Genomic DNA, 19,628 nt, shown 5'->3' with positions numbered 1-19,628 from the left:
CTGTTGTTGAGAGTTAAAAATTGTTGTAGCGAGAAAATTATCAATAGTCAATGGGGAAATTTCTTGGTGTGGAGAGTGACGAGCAAATATATATAGTAAGTCAAAACTATAGCGCTACAGTTATAGACAAGCTCAATGGCAAAAACCGATGTAAGTCTGATTAAGTTTTCAATTTTCTATTTCTGTTGTTGAGAGTTAAAAATTGTTGTAGCGAGAAAATTATCAATAGTCAATGGGAAAATCCTGGGTTTAGTAAGGTCAGAAAATCACAGAAACTGGATTTACTATTTTATTCCTGCTTTTTTTAGATATTGTTAATAATTTAAGTCTAATAATTTGTAGGAATCTCAAAAAATATAAAATATAAAATATCGCAAATCTATAAACCAGTAAACCATAAATGACAACTACAAAATATATCCGCCGAAAGACTCGCAAAGTACCAATATTTGAAAGAATAATGGCACTTTTAGCCCTACTAAATTTCACCCTAGTGCTATTTAACATCACCTATGTTACTTTCAGAGATTTCTATTTTGACCATATTCCAATTATCATTAAAGTATACGACCCTATTAAAGGAATTGAACCTAATAGATACACAGAAAAATACCTAGATAGTTTTGAAGAATTGAAAACAAAAATTGATGAAAATCCTGAGTCTGTAGCAGTAAAAAAACAATTAGAAAAGCTACAAGAACTTTCTGTAGATATGATTAATCAAAATCCCTTTGAAGTTGCGAATAAAAGTGGCTCTTTAGAAAAAATAAAAAACCGCATAAGAGATAAAATGGATAATGATTCTGCCAAAGAATCATTTAGAATATTTTGGAGTGAAGAACACTTAACAAAAAATAACTGGAGTGAAGAACTTGAATGGTTTGAAGTAGAAGTAGAACCATTAATTGCTAAAAATTATTATCGAGGTATTGATGAAAGTGGAAGATTAACTGATTATTTTGGCATAATTGATATACCATTTATCTTGATATTTGGTTTAGAATTTTTAGGTAGAACATTTTTAATTAGTCGCCGTTATCCTAGCGTTAATTGGCTAGAAGCAATGTTATGGCGTTGGTATGACATTTTTTTACTATTACCATTTCTACAATTTTTACGAATAATTCCTGTAACAATTCGTCTCAATGATGCTCAAATTATTAACCTTGAAACAATCAGGGCACAAGCTAGCCGTGGTTTTCTTGCTGCTATTGCTCAAGAACTAACAGAAGTAGTAATAATACAAGTAATTAATCAGGTACAAAAAGATGTAACGAACGGTGAATTAGCCAAACGAATATTTTCCTCGCAAGATAGAACTTATATAGACTTAAATAACACAAATGAAATAGAAGTTATTGCTAGTAAATTAGTACAAATAACTGTCTGTAAAGTAATACCTGAAATTCAATCAGATATAGAAGCTCTAATCCGTTATAACGTAGAAAAAATAGTTGTAGAATCTCCAACTTTTCAGAGATTTCAGCAAATACCAGGAGTAGAAAACTTAGGAAATCAATTATCGGAAAGATTAGTCAAAGAATTATCCAATCTTGCTACTGAAGTGCCCCAAAATGCTTACGAAACAGTTAAAGTTGCCATGGCAGATCCAGAGGGCAAAAAATTATCAGAAGAATTAGTTCAACACTTCAGCAAAGCGCTAGGTAGAGAATTACAACAGGAACACACTTTAGAAGAATTCCAATCTTTAGTATCAGCATTTCTTGAAGAAGTAAAGATTAACTATGTTATGGGAATGAGTGACGAAGATGTGGAGAAAATTTTAGAAGAAACTCGACAATTACAGCTTAAAGCTAATAAAAATTAAGATGCTATAATCTCAAAAGATAATCAATTATGACTAGGGAAAAAAATAACCTTTCTTGTTCACAAAAACGTTGATAGTATAGAACCCCTGAAGGTATTTATTTTTTTATACATGATGGGGGTGGTCTGTGTGGTCCGTGTGGTCCGGGTGGGGAGATGGGAGCCACTTATTCTACCTTTTTCCCCTCTGAGTATTTCTTAATCTCCTGAGGACTGTACGGGCGTTAACGATAGTTATGCGAAGCTAACGGCCGTTTCGCGGAGCGACATGAAACGCCCCTACGAGGACTGAGGACTGAGCCAAAAACTCGCAACAAAGCCCAAGATACGCTTAGGGCTTCTATAAATAAGTAGCTAAGTATGGTCTGTTCATTAATGGATAATTGATAATGGATAATTGATAATTACCTCTCCCTAAAAGGGAGAGGATTGACAAATAAGGAAAATATTTATTTCTCTTGGTCGATTAGATATGGCGTTTGCTAGCGCAAAGCTCCGCTTTATATGTCGCTCCGCGAAACGCGTAGCGTCCCGGAGGGAACGGAAACCCGAAGAATGCAGAGCCGCGTTTCATGTCGCTCCGCGAAACGCTTTTTCGTATAGGGAATGCTCCGCTTTCCATGTCGCGTAGCGTTAACGCCATCTCATCCTGACGGACTGCTCCGCAAACGACCGCTTTTCCCCTTGAAAGGGGAGGCTTCAAGGCGTGAATTATCTAATTATTTAATTGTTTAATTATTAATTATTTCGGTAAATAAATCTAGAACCCATATACAGCGCTTTTCACTCTTGATGAACCACATCCCTATAACCAAAACCTTGTAGGGACGTTGCATGCAAAGTCCTTAGAATGCAAATAACGCAAATAAATGGTACAATTATAAAAATGCTTTAGTCCCAGGGCTACGGTAATAGTCTGAGGAGTTACCATAAGAGCAATAAAGAGATAAAATTGCAGAGGTAGTAGGCACTACCGCTTTAGAAAATTCGGCAGTCAGTATATTAGTCTTAGACCGACAGTCCGAGACATTAAATAGACATGGAGGCCAAGGTAAGACTGGCGTCAAATTTTGCTGCGCGACATGAAAAGCAGCAGCCAATGAAGCGTCAACCCGTTAAGGAGCTACGGCTCAGTAGGAATCTATGTCCGTTATACAGCGGATAGGATGTCAAAATTGTCAACGGGGAGTGGGTAAAGCCCACTTTTTTTGTTGCATTTGTCCCATGACTCACCCATTAATACCACAAATTATCAAATTTGCTACCCCTATTGCTGAATCCCTAGGATTGGAATTAGTAGGAGCAGTATTTCATACAAACCAGCATCCTCCAGTTCTACGATTGGACATTCGACACCCTCATCAAGACACAGGTTTAGATGACTGTGAACGAATGAGTCATGCCATAGAAGAACAACTAGATGCAGTAAATATAATTCCGGAACCATATCTATTAGAAATATCCAGTCCTGGTATTTCTAAGTTTTTGGATAATGACCGAGATTTCATTGCCTTTAAAGGCTTTCGTGTAACTATCAATACTTCCGAACCCTATAAAGGTAAAAATAACTGGACAGGACAACTTATTCGTCGGGATCAAACAGCCGTTTACATTAACCAAAAAGGGCGACAAGTGACCATTCCACGTTCTCTCATTAGTACCGTTGAATTACAAGAAGGAAGGTAGAAATTAAAAAGGGGTCAATGCTTAATACTCAGCAATCAGATTTTTAAGAGTTTAAAAAGAGGATGCTTTATATCGGAATAACCATCTAACTTCTAGAACTCCAAGGATTTCTACCCAGGCTTTTTCAGCAGTCAGACAAGTAATATTTTGCTAAAAACTGTTTGAGGAGCATGACCAAGGGAAGATTAATAGCTGATATTTAAGTTAAAGGAAAATAGAAAATGTTATCGGAACAAATATTACTATTATGCTCTAGGTTTTTTGTTTGATAATTTTTAGCACTTACAGAGCCAAAATCAAAAATCAGGGTTTGAGATTCTGTATAAAAAATATCAAATTCCTTTGGGAGAGTTAACGGGAAACAGTTCATTTAGCAACAGTGTTTTTTTATCAAATATACTGGTCTTATTTCTTCTTCATTTCCTCTCCCAATGCAATGGGTATGACCCCCATCCGGCAATTACCGATTGGCGTTTTGCGCTTCGCAAAGCTTTTCTGCTGAATACTTCGGGTGGATAAAATCATTTACCATACGCCGTCCCTATTGCTTGTTGTATTTACTCTCTTATTACTCTCTTGAAAATGGAGCAGTCTTAAGTAGATACAAGTCCAAGACCAATACTTCATATTTGTCCTTTTTCCTAGTTTTTTTCTATCTCCAACATCTAAGCTCTCAAAAAAACAAAAAAATACTGCACTTGAATACCTAAATTATTAATGTCCTAATCTCATTAAAATTTAAACCAATTCGCCTCAATAACTATAATTTATAAAAATTTAGAGGATAAAAAATTATGTCAATGGTTAGTTTGCCTGGACTTAGAGATTTGATCGAAAATATTAGTAAAGATCGCAATTTACCAAAACAAGCAGTTCAAGCTGCTTTACGAGAAGCCTTATTAAAAGGATATGAACGCTACCGACGCACTCAACGTATAGATGGAGTCCATTTCACAGATGATTACTTTGACAACTTTGAAATAGAGTTGGACGTTGAAGAAGAAGGTTATCGAGTATTAGCTACTAAAACTATTGTTGAAGAAGTAACTAATCCAGATCACCATATAGCTCTAAAAGAAGTTCTAGAAGTAGCCTCAGAGGCTCAGTTAAATGACACAGTATTCTTAGATGTGACACCCAATAAAAATGAATTTGGTCGCATGGCTGCTATCCAAACTAAACAAGTATTAGCTCAAAAGTTACGAGATCAGCAGCGAAAAATGATTCAAGAAGAATTTCAAGATTTAGAAGGAGAAGTTCTTCAGGCCAGAGTTTTGAGATTTGAAAGGCAATCAGTTATTTTAGCTGTAAGTAGTGGCTTTGGTAGACCAGAAGTAGAAGCTGAACTGCCGAAAAGAGAACAACTACCTAACGACAACTACCGTGCTAATGCAACTTTCAAAGTTTATCTGAAACGGGTATGTGAAGGCTCAACTCGTGGGCCTCAGTTACTTGTGTCTAGAGCTGATGCTGGTTTAGTGGTTTATTTATTTGAAAATGAGGTCCCAGAAATTGAAGATGAAATAGTGAGAATTGTGGCAGTTGCCAGAGAGGCTAATCCACCATCCCGGCACGTTGGTCCCCGAACTAAAATAGCAGTTGATACTCTAGAAAGAGATGTAGATCCTGTGGGAGCTTGCATTGGTGCAAGGGGATCGAGAATTCAGGTAGTGGTGAATGAATTGAGGGGTGAAAAAATAGATGTAATTCGCTGGTCTCCAGACCCCTCTACCTATATTGCTAATTCTCTTAGTCCAGCTACAGTAGATGAAGTTCGTTTGATTGATCCAGAGGAAAGGAGGTCTCATATTTTGGTGTCTGAGGACCAACTTAGTTTGGCGATCGGTAAGGAAGGACAAAATGTACGTCTAGCAGCTCGTCTTACTGGCTGGAAAATTGATATAAAGGACACTGGTAAATATGACCATGCTGAAGAAGATAGCAAAGTTGCGGCTGAAGTATCTCATCGTCAGGCATTGGCTGAACAAGAAGAAAATGAAACTGAGGAAGCAGAGTTAGAGGTAATAGAAAATACTTTTGACGAAAATTTTGACGAACCAGATGATTCTTTAGAAGTTGATGAAGGTGAAACTGAATATCCTGTAGAATTAACTTAGGTATAAGGTTCAATAATTAATAATTAATAATTAATAATTACCTCTTGTTCTAATAGAAAGATTAGCTAAAAGGAATTTTTTTCTTTTTTCTCCATGATATTGAGAAGCTTTATACCTTAATTTTTAGGTAATAATTTTAGGGGTCAAGCTCATTAATTAAAATCACAGTTAATCTAATTAGGGTTTAGTGAAAAAAATCGGAATAGTTCGGAATAGTATTGAAAAATTATTCAAGCAAAGCTTATGACGATCAAAAAATATCATTATTGACTAAGAGATAATTTTAACTTATAAAAAGAAGGCGAAAGCAGTATGCTCTGCAATGCGGAGCATAACAAAGGGAAATCGCCCCTACTACTCCTGACTCCTAAAAAAATCCCTAGCTATTTGTAGTAAACATTTATCAAATTTATCTAAGATTTTTCCATTTATTCATCAGGCTATCATTATACCAATTACCATCCATTAATGCTATGCTTAGGTGATACTTCAATTATTAAGTAATTAACATAGGTCGATGAAACCTTTTTAATAATTATTAGCTAGTATAGCAATCCTATTTTATTTGTGGCAAAAATATTGCCGCTTTTTAAGGAACAGGGAATAGGGAACAGCCGTAAGTTTCAAGTTTTTTATCTACTTTTTGATTACCCGCGACCTATTTTAGGATTGCTATAGCGTGTTAATTATTCATCTTTTTAATTTTACCCCACTTCCCTACTCTCTTACTCCCTGGCTCAAGATACAGGTTCAAAAGTTTGTGATAAATAGTATTATTTGGTGTAGCATTATTACCAAGGAAAAGCTGAAGTCTAATACCTGAATACTTACGATTGCAGTAAAGATTAATGATATTATAGAGAGTATCCATAAAAATATTTGGTTTATCTTGACTGATTGTTCTGCAAAAAAATCTAGAGAATTGACTAAAAAAATCACTAAAAAACAGAGCCTAAATGAAACAAAATTACCGTCGGTGTGTTAGTTGTAAAAAACTTGCTCCTAAAGAAGAATTTTGGCGAGTTGTTCGGATCAAACAATCTGATACTATTAGATTAGATGAGGGAGAAGGTCGTTCAGCTTACATTTGTCCAGAAGTGGAATGTTTGAAAATTGCCGATAAAAAAAATAAGTTAGGACGTTCACTTAAAGCTTATGTACCAACAGGAATATACCAATCACTATGGCAAAGATTGGAAAACTCATAATCCAAAGCTACCGAAAGTCACTAATGATAATACTTAAAATAATTTCACTAAACAAATTGAAAACCATTATTAATTTGTATATTCTCTAGCAGTTAAATATTTAGGATATAATTTAGTATAATCTAATATTGACCTTATAGATAGTTAGGAGAGTATTGATACCAGCCAAAAACGACAAAGACTGTTAGTATAAAAGTTGAACCAGTAAAATACTTCCCAAAAAGCAACTACCCTCAAAAAAAATATGGATAGTAAGCTAAATTAAAATTTAATCATATTTCTATAATTAATGCTATTATAGAAATAATAATTGACAATATTAACAAATTTTTAGATATTTGCTCGATTAAAACTATATTACTAGATATAAGGCTATCAAAGCAGATATAACTGTTAAATCTTTACTACCACCATATAAAAGTAAGTTGAACTACCGTAATAGTGTGGTATATAGAGTGGTTAGACATAGTTTAATTAGTTATAACGGTTAAAAATATAACTATCATTGGAACGAATATTTAAAATATCGCTCAAGAGTTAGGATTTTTATTTCCTTTAAGTCTCTGCTTATACCAGGCAAAGCCTACAGAAAGCTATATCTGTAATGGTGATCAATGATTTGAGGAATTCAAGGATCAAGAAGGCAATTGCCGTTAACTTATGAAAAGTTTAAATAAGTAGATTTATCCTATGTTTAAACAACCTTAGCTGAGTAATGCTAACCTGATTTATGTTGCCTAGTGAAGCATAATAGCTGTGACTGTAGTTAAATTCAATAAATGAGTCAAATCTAAATAGATTTTTAGATATAATCTAGTATATCAGTGATATCTATAAAATCAAACCCTTGACTTAAGTATCAGAGATATTATAGGTATAAAAGTTAACAAGCAAAAAAATATAAACTGGCCTCAAGTATAACTTGATTTATGATATTCAACTTAAACTATTAAGATTCTGATTCATCAACTTAGATTTTGGCCGAGCATTCGGCAGAAAAACTCTTACTTTCACCTAGCTTTGGTGGAACTTAGGTAAGCCCGATAGATAACTGACAGACCCTAAGTATAGAAACTATTTCAGTATCTTAATGTTTATTCAAACGCTCAAATCTAAAGTTAAAGATATATAGTTAGCAAACTTCTATAATAATTAACTATCTGAAAATAATGATTAGTTTTGATGATAAAAAATATCATAGCTCAAATTACCAAGCAATTACTTCCAAGTGTGGAAACTGCTAAGGTAAAAACTGAAAAAAACCTTTTCAGGCACAAAACTGAACATAAAGCTAGTATAATTTTAGTGTAGTCCTTAAATCAAGATTATGGCAATGTAAAAATAGATATTTTAAAGAGAGGTTAGAGTGGATGAACAATGGAAAAGTAAGAATTTACGAATTATCAAAGGAATTGAATTTGGATAACAAAGATATATTAGCAGTTTGTCAAAGGCTCAACATATCAGTGAAGAGTCATAGTAGCACTATTACAGAATCAGAAGCAGAACTAATTCGCACAACAGCAGAAAACTTACCCCACTCTCCCAGTAAGTCTGCTGCTCCAGAAAAAAGTAACTCTCACTCATCAGATTCAACTGCAAATTATAACGAACAGAAAAAACAACAGATACTAGAAATACGCAAACCTAAACCATTATTAGAAAAATCTCAACAAAAAAATTACAGCAAAATAGATAATAATTTAGTGACAACTCCTCCAAATCCTTCAGTATTAGATAACCAACTTAAAGCACCCAGTAGACCAAGGCCAAATTCTCCCGTGAAGTCAGAGGTAGTAAAAGATAAATCTGGATTAGAAGTAGGCAATAATTCTCTGGCACAACATCCGAATCAACCATTAAACAAAGACCGTACTCCCGATCAAAAAGATACTACGGAAAAGCAAACAGCAGAAGTGCCAAAGCTAGTAGCTCCACCAGCAAGGCCAGCTCCTCCTAGCTTAAATCGAAATCCACGAAATACTAGCATTAGTAAGCCAAATCAAAAAAACAAAAAACCAAAACAAGAAGGTAAAAAAAGAAAAGATAAAGAAGAAAAACCCACTGAAAAACAGCCCTTTGTATCTAAAAAAGACAATAAAGATACTCCCCATAGAGATAGAGAAAGTGTAAAAACATCTCCTCCAGCCCCTGAAACTTCCCCTCAAGCAAAACCAAAACATCGAGAGAAACCTACAGTTAAACTAAAGCAGGTGCAAGAAAAGAAACCTCAACTTGCACCCAAGCCGAAACTAACAACATCTGTGACAGAAGAATCAACAGATATTGTTGTAGATGTGGAAGCAAAAGAGCAAGAAGAGAATGTTATAGAAACTGTAAATTATGATTTAGAAAAACCAAGACGAAAAGCAATAGCTCCAAATAAGCCAACTTTAGCGAAAGCGAAGAAAGGTTCAAAGTGGGATGAAGAAGAAGAAGATCCCAGCGAAATTGCGCAGAAAAATGCTAAATCTACTGCCAAGGCCAAACGTCTTCGTCCAAAACCTATGCTGGAAGATGAAGATGAAGAATTAGCAGAACTTTTGAATAAGCCTGCACCAGTAACAATGAGTTTATCTTTAGCTCGTCCGGCAAAACCAAAAAGTTTTACGGAAAAAAATAAGCCTCAGTCTGGTAGCAATACTTCCAACATTAAAAAGAAATCTAGTCAATCTCGTGAATCTGTCAAGTCTGAAAGTAGCGAACAAACTCAACCTGCTGAACTAAAACCTGTAGAAAAGTTAGTTATTAGTGCTTCCATGACAGTGCAGGAATTAGCATTAGCTTTAGCAGTGCCAGAAACAGAGATTATCAGAAGACTGTTTATGAAAGGCATCGCAGTCAATATTACTGAAAGCTTAGATATTCCTACCATAGAAATGGTTGTACAAGAGGAAGGAATACCTATAGAAATTCCAGAAGAGCAATCAGCAGCCAAGAAAACTACTGAAATGCTGGAAGATGCAGATTTGGAAAGTCTTAAACGCCGTCCTCCAGTTGTAACAATTATGGGACACGTCGATCATGGAAAAACCAGTCTCCTAGATTCTATTCGTGCAACTAAAGTAGCAGCAGGGGAAGCAGGTGGTATTACTCAGCATATTGGGGCCTACCATGTTGACGTGGAACATGAAGGCCAGATGCAGCAAGTAGTATTTTTAGATACTCCTGGTCACGAAGCTTTTACGGCAATGCGAGCTAGGGGGGCAAGAGTTACGGATGTTGCCATTTTGGTTGTAGCTGCAGATGATGGGGTACAACCACAAACTATAGAAGCTATCAGCCATGCTAAAGCTGCGGAAGTACCACTGATAGTAGCAATTAACAAAATTGACAAGGAAGAAGCTAACCCTGATCGTGTTAAACAAGAATTAATGGAACATGGTCTAGTACCTGAAGAGTGGGGTGGGGATGCAATTATGGTTCCAGTTAGTGCTATCCAGAAACAAAATTTGGATACTTTGCTGGAAATGATTTTGCTGGTTTCGGAAGTAGAAGATTTACAAGCTAATCCAGAACGTTTGGCCAAAGGCACAGTTATTGAGGCTAATTTGGATAAAGCTAGAGGTCCAATAGCTACTTTATTAGTACAAAATGGAACTTTAAAAGTAGGAGATATTGTAGTTGCCGGTTCAGTCTATGGAAAAGTACGGGCAATGATAGATGACCGAGGCGATCGAGTAGAGAAAGCTAGTCCATCTTTTGCTGTGGAAGTTCTTGGTCTTAGAGATGTGCCTCAAGCTGGTGATGAGTTTGAAGTGTTAGAGAATGAAAAAGAAGCTTCAGCTATTACAGGAGAAAGAGCAGATGCGAAAAGAGAATCGCGAATTATGCGCCGAACCAGTTTGGGTGCTGTTTCAGCTCGTGCCCAGGAAGGAGAACTCAAAGAACTCAACTTGATACTAAAAGCAGATGTTCAAGGTTCAATAGAGGCTATTGTTGGAGCTCTACGACAACTACCTCAAAAGGAAGTGCAACTAAGGTTACTACTATCTGGAGCTGGAGAAGTGACAGAAACGGATATTGACTTAGCAGCAGCTAGTGAAGCTGTGATTATTGGCTTTAATACGACCATGGCATCAGGAGCGCGTCCGGCTGCAGATGCTGCTGGAGTAGATGTTAGAGAATACGATGTTATCTACAAACTTTTGGATGATATCCAAGGGGCAATGGAAGGTCTATTAGATCCTGAGCTAGTAGAAGAGCCATTAGGTGAAGTAGAAGTCCGTGCTGTGTTTACAATTAACCGTGGTGCTGTTGCTGGTTGCTATGTTTTATCTGGTAAAGTTGTCCGTAATTGCAAAGTGCGAGTACGTCGGAATGGAGAAGTTATACACGAAGGTATATTAGACTCCCTCAGACGTATGAAGGATGATGTTAAAGAAGTAAATGCAGGTTATGAATGTGGTATTAGTTTCGACAGCTTTAGTAATTGGAGTGAAGGAGATATAATTGAAGGTTACCAAATGGTAACTAAGCGTCGGAAACTATCTACCTAAAATAGTTAGCATTAGACGGAAATTGCTTTGATGCAATTTCCGTTAAATTACAAAGTACTATGTTTGACTCAAATTTAATGTTATCTAAATAACTACACAGAATTAGATAAAGTATAGCAATCCTAAATAGGGCTTGCTGATTAAATATCAAAGCAATGACAGATAAAGGTTTGAGCAATTTTATCTCTGGAAAAAGTACCAGCTTTTTGATTGATAAAGCCGAAAAGGTTAGCATTTTGGGTAGACGCGAGGCCAAAAAATCACTCTTACTATTCTTCCTCCTGCCTCCTCTATAATTCCCACTTCTCCTGTACGGATTATTTCCGTTTGTCATGCTCCTAATTACGCGTTTACGTTTGCAGAGCATTCCGAAGGAAAGTATTCCGGAACGGAAATCACCCCTAGGACTACTACCCTTACCCATAATAATTTTTCAGCAAACCCTAAATAGGTTGCGGGTAATCAAAAAGTAGATCAACAACTTAAAACTCCCGCCTGTTCACTGTTCCCTGTGGCCTAAAAGCGGTAAGGTTTTTATACACAAATAAAATAGGACTGCTATATTTGTATTTATTATAATATTGCAACTAGAGATAGACCAAAATTACCTTGCAGAGTGGCAAGTAGGGGATAATTTTTGGAAGTTGCTAATTGATGGGGTGATTTATCTCCAGGGGGTAATGTTTCCGTGGTTATCACTATGGTTGATTTGGACAAACTACAGAGAAATAATACCAGTTTGATAAATGTTTGGTATAAATTTGGATTATTGGTATAACTCAAGATTCACGAGGCATAGAGGAATATTCTATACAGGATTTATCAAAGTAAGGGTTTATTTTTATTATAGTAAAAATCATACCTAAAATATTTCAAGCCTTCTAAATTATTTCTAAAATTCTTTTGTCAAATTGATTTTTTTTGAGTCAGTATCGAATCTAAAAGTCAAGATTTGATGACATATATAATCTGATAGGAATGTCTGGTTTATGGCTAGTGAGTTATCTTTAAAGAAGAAGCTGAAATATCAGCAATTTTATCACTAAAAGTGTGTCCTTTATTCATTAGGTAAATTTTATGGGTAATTTTAATGCGACTTCTGGGAAAAATAACTCAGCCAAGGCAATTAAAAAAAATGAGGCAGAATCTCGGATTTGGGATAGTTTGAAGCAAGCGATCGCTTTAACTTCAGGATTTCAGAGATGGCAATTAGAACGTAATGTTAATAATAATCAGCAACAAAATATACCCTTAGATAGACAAGTTAGTTTATATTTACGAGAAACTCTGGAAACACTAGCTTACTAAAAAAAAGTAAGCTATATTACAGTTCTCCTGGCTAATTTTTTAATTTTGCCATAATTTAGGGTTTGCTGAAAAAGTCTTTTTGTAGGGGTAGAAGTCAGGAGTTAGGAGTTAGGAGTCAGGAGTTAAGAGTTAGGGGAATTACAGAGAATGTAGTCGGAAAAATTGTCCCTCAACTTTTCCACCCTTGTCTGCTCAAAATCCTCAGATTTTAAGCTTAAGGGATCAAAAGCTTGCACTTTTTTCCTACACGCAAATGCTAAAATTTATATATATATAAATGCTTTTAGATTTAATCAGCAAGCCTTAATTCTTAAAACAGTAGTAAATCACAAAATGCCTAGTTCTACAAATCTAGAACTAGGCATTTTGCTTTTAAAAACAGATTTTTTATATTTAGGGTCTTTATATTAGTTAACCCCAATTAAAGTTTAAGGTCTTTATATGAGCTGACCTCAATTGATTTATATATACTATTTCACAATAACTTTACAGGGATCGGTGATTTCGTAATATTTTCTTTATTTTTATATATTTTTATGGCCAAATATATATCATTGTTGCCAAATGTAAACTTTTATGACTTGGGACAGAAGGACGTTAAGGAAGTCAGAAGTCAGAAGTTAGAAGTTAGAAGTTAGAAGTGATCCCTGACTAAGTGGTTAGCTACTTGGAGCGCTACCAGGTGCGCGATGGAACGGCGCGGGATCTTAATAAATGTCCGCGCCCTATTTGCATACTGCTATATTAAAAATCTTAAGCCCTTACTCCAAACGAAACAGCCAAATCATCAAAGCCATAACTCCAACTTGTAAAGCAAAGTTAGGAAAAGCAGAGCCAATATTTTGGCCAGCGATAATTTTGGCGAAAGAAATAAAAGCTCCAATAAAACCAGAAGCTCCGAAAGCCACATAGATAAATTTTCGTAATCCTCGATAGGGAGCATCTAGTTCAGCTTTTAGACGAGCATATTTTTCTGGATCGAGTTTAGTTTGACTGTGAGAATTGTTTGAGTTTGGAGTTGGCATAGTGTTAAGAAACAGACTTAATTAATATTTTTAATCGCATTAATCAGGTAATGCAATCTTCTATAGGATAATTGATAAAAAAGTTTAATACTTATAAGTAATAATTTTGAATTTAATATTATCTCATAAGATTCTATTTTTGAATGAATTATATTCTACATAATTGACTGATAGTAGTTTTCATTCTAGTAGACTATGCTCCAAGATGTTCCATGAAATTTCCTCATAAGGAATCTAGTTTTGACTATGTTTTATATCTTATTAACGGAACTTATAGTCAGCTTAAACAATCAGCAAAATAGTTATACTTTTTATTATAAAAACAGTACGATTATAAAATTAGAAACTACTCCATACTCTACGGTCAAATCTGATATATATAAGGTGAGAAAAATCACACTGTGTTGAAGCCAAGCAAATTATAAATACTGAATAATTAACCTAAATATAAGAGTGAAATTCAAAGATTCAAAATCACTTAAGTAGTTGTGAAAATAAATTTTCTAGTTGAGATAAAGAATAGGAAACAGGGAGTCATACAAAATCCGGTTTATAGAGTACCCTTTTGGGGAGATGGGGAGATGGTTAGAGAGGATTTTTCAAAAGGTACTTTTAATAACCGCATTTGGTATTAATAGAATGTGTAATTAATTTTGTGAACCTTAAATATAGCAATATTATTTGAGTTGTGAGATATTTTAGACTTTTAGGGAACAGGGAACAGATAATAAAGAAAAAACTAATATACATGAATCCTTAAACCACTATTTTCTAGACTGTTAGAGAATAGTAAAACTATCACATTTTATTCGTGATTTCTATATAGCAATCCTATTTAAGTTGTGATGTTTTGGTGGCAGTTAGGAGTTAGGAGTCAGGAGTCAGAATTTTCAAGGTTTTTAGCTCAAATAAACTATTAGAAAAATTATTACAACCAATACGCTGATTGCTATATCTATAAATATTATGCCCAGATAATCGGATATATTTGAGTAGAAAATTAGAAAGATAATAGCATTTATCCTCAAGCTTCAGCTTGACTTTACCGAAAAATTCAATTATAAAGCATCTCCTTTCATAGAGAAAAAAGAAAAAATTCTTTAATTAGCCAATTTTCTTATTTCTAAAAAGAGGTAATTGTGAATTGTGAATTATTAATTATTAATTTTTATAGTCGTTTAACTTTATAGTAATTCCCACAGTTATGAGGTACAGTTGTTGTTATTCTTTTCTATTCCCCATTTCCCCATTTCCCCATTTCCCCTACTCCCTACTCCCTACTCCCTAAAACAAAAGAGTTTTGTACCTCACGCTTTTTGGGAATTGCTATAGATTGAGACAAGTGTTTCTTGCTATCTATCATAAGGATTTCATCCTCAAATGAAAACCCTCAAAAAGTTAGGATAAAAGGCAGACAGGCATAGAAAAATCAAGAGAAAATTATTCTTTCTACTTTCTCTGTATTTCCATAAATCACACAGTCTGCTTTTTTCAGCAAACCCTAATAATAATTAATAATTAATAATTAAACTTACCTTTGTAGCAACAACAAAACTGTCTGCAACGAACCAACAAAAACACCTAAAACTCCACCCAAATTAACAATAGCTTGCAACTCATTTTTAACAATTACATTAACCGCAACTTCCAACTCTTCAGCAGAAGTACCTTTAATCCTGTCAATAATTACTTGATCGATATCTAAAATAGGAATTGCCATAGCGACAATATTTTCTAAATCTCGCTCCAAATAACGTTCTAAAATCAAAGCTAATTCTTGACTCACTAACTCCAGAGAACTATTCATTATTGATGAAGCTTGTAAACGATTAATAATTAAATCCGCAATATGCTCCCAATCAACAGATAAACTTACAGCCTGAATCAAATCAGCACCACGTTCTTGTAGATATAAACGTACACTATCCCGCATAGTATTTCTTAACTGGCGTACCGTAGAAACAGGTAAATTTTGCATAGAAAGATTGTGTAACCATTCCTGAATTCTTTCTCTAACACCCAATGCAGTAATTAATTCCGTTAAGCGTTGATTAGTTAGCTCTCTCTCATCTAAACAAAAAGTTCTTAATCTAGTAAGAGTATTACGCAGCCCAAACAAATTAGCTACTACCCAATAAGTACCACTAGCTTTTTCACGAAAACCTTCATCAATAATTGAAATATTTTGATCTGTGAGAAAATCAATTAAAGTCTGTCTTAATACATCTGGCGGTAAAACAACTTTAAGCAACCAATCTGATAGTTGAGCCGCCTGCATTTCAGTTAGTTGAAACTCTAGCAAAATCTGGTCAAAAATTTGGTTTAGTTGAGCTTCCAAAAAATCTTCTCTCTTTGCCCAAACTTTCAGAAGTCGTGGCAAAGATTGACCTAATAAATCGCGCAAAATATTTGCTAGAATTTTAGTAGTTCTTGTATTTGTATCAAGCTTTAATTGTTCTAAAGCCATTCGCAATAGCCAAAGAATAGCTGCCTCCATCCGTTCAGTTTGTAACAAACGACGTGCTAAATTTTGCAACTCTGAAGGAGTTAACAAAGAACCCATTATGGTATCAGCAACTCGTTTTGCTAAACGTTCTTGGTTAGCAGGAATTAAGCCTGGAGTAAAGGGTAGCTTTCGTCGAAAAATATAATAAGGACGATAAGGACGAAATAGCATTTTTATAGCTATATCATTAGTGAAATAGCCAATAATTCCACCTGCAATTGGTGGTACAAAATAAAGCCAGATATTAGACAATTTTGATTACCTAAAAGCAAAGTTGAAAGCCCCGTCTATGGGTAAGCGGGAATGAAAATAAGGGAGATATTTAAGCTTGACAGTTTTAGCTAGACTGTGCTAACTTATCATAAAGTTAGGTAGAGTAAATTTTTTAGTGTAATTATCTTGTAACTGAGAAATAAATACTCCTTAAGTAATTAAGTAATAAAGAATCGTCTCAATAGACAAGAAATTTTATTATGACTACACCACTAAAAATAATCTATTTCAGGTTAAGTTGACAATGATGGCTTTGACTTTGCCTAAATTACCTAAATTACTCGGTAAATAGATTTCTATCGAAAAATAATTAGAATGTATGTGGTGTTAATCATAAATTAGGGTTTGCTGAAAAAGCATGAGTTTTAGGAGTAGGAGTCAGGAGTCAGGAGTCAGGAGTCAGGAGTCAGGAGAAATGGGTATGGAAGCGAGGAGGTCTCGGAAGAATCATCCCTTGATTTTTTTGCCTCGCATCAGCCTAAAATCCTAGCTTTTTAAGCTTTTTACACCCAAAACCTTGTACTTTTTTCAGGAGTTAAAAAGCCTAAAGCTTTTATATGTAAAAGCTTTGAGATTTATTCAGCAAGCCCTAAGTAAATATATTAAAGCTTTTAGAGTTATATTAAGCTACTACTACAACTAGATTTATGTATCTACTGAGAGGTAGTATAAGTAGTCGTGCAAAATTATTTGTATATAATTTCGTCTTTAAGCCTGAACAGACTAAGAAGTTAATGCACAATTAATTTTGCTTAAGCACTTATTTAGAATGAAATAGACTTAACCATTTGCTAGTAAAATACTAAGCATCTCCCTAACTTTTAGTTCCTTGGATATTCAATTCAAATTATCTACCTTCAGAGAACTAATAAGTAAACTATTACAGTAATAATTTATCTATCAGAATTTCAACTAACACAAAAAATATTGCTCCTATTCCTATTAAGAGTGCTTATTTTTCATTGAGTAAAATTACTAAAGAAATTATTTTGTAATTACTAATATTCCCATCATCCCTCCAAAAATAGGGTAATGTTTGCAATTGACAAATCCGGCTTGATATGCTAAATTAACTTGCTCTAAGCCTGTAGGAAATTTGGTTAAACTAGGACTAATATAAGCATATTCCTTAGTTAACCCCAAATTACGAGCCACTGGAACTACAACCGTATCCAGATACCACTTTTGAAACCCTCGTACAGCCGAACTACTCGGACGGTGCATATCTAAAATTGCTGCCTTAGCATTAGGCTTGAGGACTCTATATAACTCTTGTAAACAAAGGGGAATATCCGAGACATTACGGAGACCATACCCCATCGTAGCACAATCGAAATAATTATCAGCAAAAGGCAAACTCAAAGCATCAGCCTCAACCCAATCAATAGGACTAATCTTGCCCAATAAAGGGGGTTGGCGTTTACGAGCGATCGCCAACTGCTCCACAGAAAAATCGACCCCAAAGACCTGACCCGTACTTCCTACACACTTGGCCAGCATCCAAGCCAAATCGCCACTACCACAACACAAATCTAGACAAGTAGAACCATAACGAGCCTCACTCCACATTACAGCCATTTGTTTCCAGGTTTTATGTATTCCCAGACTTAATAAATCATTCAGTTGGTCATAAACAGGGGCAATTTTATTAAATATGGCCTGAACCTCTGTGGAATCATCAATCATAGAATTAAGTCAAAATTTTCAGTTTCAAGCTATTCAAAGCTATATAAAGTCAACGCCAGTAATTGAGCTGAGACATTAATTGTACTCAGTTCTTCTGGGCGCAGTGTACTGGGTTGTTGCCATTGGAGGGACATCAAAGCTAGAAGTTTTTGCCGATGGGAAATTGGAATGACAATATGAGCGTTTATACCCGAAGTTTGATAATGTGAAACATCAGAAAGCTTAGTATCTTCTGAAACATTCATCACAGATTGTACATTCCCAGAAGCGATCGCTTCCATTACCAGAGGGTCATTAGCCAACCAGTTATCAACCTTACCAAGCTGACTACTCAATCCTTGAATCGAGCTTAAACTATTATCCTCAATCAATTGTAAAATACATAAATCCGTAGAAAAAGTTTCACTATAAATAGATGTAATTTCTGCCAAAGCTTCTTCTATACTCCCAGACTTCTGAGAGACATCAACAACCGTATTTAACAAATCCAATTGAGTTTGAGACTTTTCCAGATATTCAGTACGTTGATTCAAAACTTCATAAGTCTGTGCAGCCTTTTGTACAACTCCCTTTAGCTCACAGGGGTCCCAAGGTTTAGTAATATACTTATATACCTGTCCAGAATTTATCGCCTCTACCAAATCTTCTATATCAGTAAATCCAGTGAGAATAATTCTGACTGTATTAGGGAACTGGGGCAAAGTTTTCCTTAAAAACTCTGTACCCTTCATTTCTGGCATCCTTTGATCGGAGATAATTACTGCCACCTCTCCCTCTAAGGCCAAAATTTCCAAAGCCTGAATCCCACTTTCAGCTTTGAGAACACTAAAATCTCGTCGAAAGGTGCGGTAGAGTAAGTCCAAATTATCTGGTTCATCATCTACTACCAGCATTTTAGGTTTCTTTTTTCTGGTTAGGCTCATCAGTTGAATTCTAATGCTATCTAACTGTTGAGGAATTGCTTCCATTCAAACAAACCCCTTCAATTGTATTTCTAAAGTAGCATAATAATAATTCTATGTATCAATTATAAAGAAATATCTAGTTTTGAATAATTATATAGCTATCAACTGTTACTTTACTACTTTATGAGGCTAATTGTTGATTAAGTGCCAGTTGCATTTTCAATTAAGCCCAGAATATCTATAGGCCATAGCAATATATAATAGTTAGATATTATAGCATAGTGAGACTACTAAATAAATCCCGCGAGTCATTTAAAATCAGCAGGGTTAAAAGCGCCTGGCTCTAATCTACTGCTCAAACTTTGGTAGCATGGTTATTTCAGTTATCAGTTAACACCACTTCCTACTGAAGTAGTGGTACTTAGACATTTTTCAGTTGTAAAAATAGCTGGAAGTCAGTCGAGACAAAGGAATTACGTCGCTCCCTAAAAATGCCTGGAAGCCTTGATATTTAAGGATTTACACCTTGTTAATATCGAACCATCTGCCTGTATATATTTGAAACTGTTTTGTAGTTTTGTTTTGTTT

The 19,628-nt window shown here is 35.0% G+C and carries 10 protein-coding genes; 6 read left to right on the top strand and 4 right to left on the bottom strand.

Annotated features, from left to right (window positions below):
• The first annotated feature begins 400 nt into the window (after positions 1-400).
• From ACP6PK_RS03985 to ACP6PK_RS03960, 6 genes are all read left to right on the top strand, one after another.
• Positions 401-1,828: a hypothetical protein gene (locus ACP6PK_RS03985; protein ID WP_426557952.1), complete on the top strand. Its 1,428-nt coding sequence runs from the start codon at positions 401-403 to the stop codon at positions 1,826-1,828.
• A gap of 1,223 nt (positions 1,829-3,051) precedes the next feature.
• Complete coding sequence (gene rimP / locus ACP6PK_RS03980) at positions 3,052-3,513, top strand: ribosome maturation factor RimP (protein ID WP_426557950.1); 462 nt, start codon at positions 3,052-3,054, stop codon at positions 3,511-3,513.
• A gap of 794 nt (positions 3,514-4,307) precedes the next feature.
• Positions 4,308-5,630 (top strand): transcription termination factor NusA, encoded by a 1,323-nt coding sequence (gene nusA, locus ACP6PK_RS03975; protein ID WP_094672529.1) that lies wholly within the window; start codon positions 4,308-4,310, stop codon positions 5,628-5,630.
• 956 nt (positions 5,631-6,586) lie between these two features.
• On the top strand, positions 6,587-6,838 hold the full coding sequence (locus ACP6PK_RS03970) for a YlxR family protein (RefSeq protein ID WP_426557948.1): 252 nt from the start codon (positions 6,587-6,589) through the stop codon (positions 6,836-6,838).
• 1,370 nt (positions 6,839-8,208) lie between these two features.
• Positions 8,209-11,337, top strand: a complete 3,129-nt coding sequence (gene infB / locus ACP6PK_RS03965; protein WP_426557946.1) for a translation initiation factor IF-2 — start codon at positions 8,209-8,211, stop codon at positions 11,335-11,337.
• A 1,077-nt stretch (positions 11,338-12,414) separates the two neighbouring features.
• Positions 12,415-12,645, top strand: a complete 231-nt coding sequence (locus tag ACP6PK_RS03960) for a hypothetical protein (RefSeq protein WP_426557944.1) — start codon at positions 12,415-12,417, stop codon at positions 12,643-12,645.
• 761 nt (positions 12,646-13,406) lie between these two features.
• Here ACP6PK_RS03960 and ACP6PK_RS03955 read toward each other — a convergent pair.
• The 4 genes from ACP6PK_RS03955 to ACP6PK_RS03940 form a co-directional block, all read right to left on the bottom strand.
• Positions 13,407-13,670 (bottom strand): DUF3493 domain-containing protein, encoded by a 264-nt coding sequence (locus ACP6PK_RS03955; RefSeq protein ID WP_426557942.1) that lies wholly within the window; start codon positions 13,668-13,670, stop codon positions 13,407-13,409.
• 1,531 nt (positions 13,671-15,201) lie between these two features.
• Positions 15,202-16,428 carry a DUF445 domain-containing protein gene (locus tag ACP6PK_RS03950; RefSeq protein ID WP_094677148.1) on the bottom strand — a complete coding sequence of 409 codons (1,227 nt, stop codon included), beginning with the start codon at positions 16,426-16,428 and terminating at the stop codon, positions 15,202-15,204.
• 1,005 nt (positions 16,429-17,433) lie between these two features.
• Positions 17,434-18,135, bottom strand: a complete 702-nt coding sequence (ubiE, locus tag ACP6PK_RS03945; RefSeq protein ID WP_426557939.1) for a bifunctional demethylmenaquinone methyltransferase/2-methoxy-6-polyprenyl-1,4-benzoquinol methylase UbiE — start codon at positions 18,133-18,135, stop codon at positions 17,434-17,436.
• Positions 18,136-18,164: 29 nt separating this feature from the next.
• Positions 18,165-19,103, bottom strand: coding sequence for a response regulator (locus ACP6PK_RS03940; protein WP_426557937.1), 939 nt, complete (start codon positions 19,101-19,103; stop codon positions 18,165-18,167).
• Positions 19,104-19,628: the final 525 nt, after the last annotated feature.

The sequence above is a fragment of the Dapis hubbardiae BLCC-M172 genome, assembly GCF_050016015.1.
Classification (GTDB): domain Bacteria; phylum Cyanobacteriota; class Cyanobacteriia; order Cyanobacteriales; family Microcoleaceae; genus Trichodesmium.
The sequence above is the reverse complement of the archived record's forward strand: the minus strand, read 5'-3'. Positions and strand labels throughout refer to the sequence as shown.

Bases quoted from the DNA above. Each gene is read 5' to 3' on its own strand.
- ACP6PK_RS03985 (WP_426557952.1), top strand. From the start codon at position 401: ATGACAACTACAAAATATATCCGCCGAAAGACTCGCAAAGTACCAATA.
- rimP (WP_426557950.1), top strand. From the start codon at position 3,052: ATGACTCACCCATTAATACCACAAATTATCAAATTTGCTACCCCTATT.
- nusA (WP_094672529.1), top strand. From the start codon at position 4,308: ATGTCAATGGTTAGTTTGCCTGGACTTAGAGATTTGATCGAAAATATT.
- ACP6PK_RS03970 (WP_426557948.1), top strand. From the start codon at position 6,587: ATGAAACAAAATTACCGTCGGTGTGTTAGTTGTAAAAAACTTGCTCCT.
- infB (WP_426557946.1), top strand. From the start codon at position 8,209: ATGAACAATGGAAAAGTAAGAATTTACGAATTATCAAAGGAATTGAAT.
- ACP6PK_RS03960 (WP_426557944.1), top strand. From the start codon at position 12,415: ATGGGTAATTTTAATGCGACTTCTGGGAAAAATAACTCAGCCAAGGCA.
- ACP6PK_RS03955 (WP_426557942.1), bottom strand. From the start codon at position 13,670: ATGCCAACTCCAAACTCAAACAATTCTCACAGTCAAACTAAACTCGAT.
- ubiE (WP_426557939.1), bottom strand. From the start codon at position 18,135: ATGATTGATGATTCCACAGAGGTTCAGGCCATATTTAATAAAATTGCC.
- ACP6PK_RS03940 (WP_426557937.1), bottom strand. From the start codon at position 19,103: ATGGAAGCAATTCCTCAACAGTTAGATAGCATTAGAATTCAACTGATG.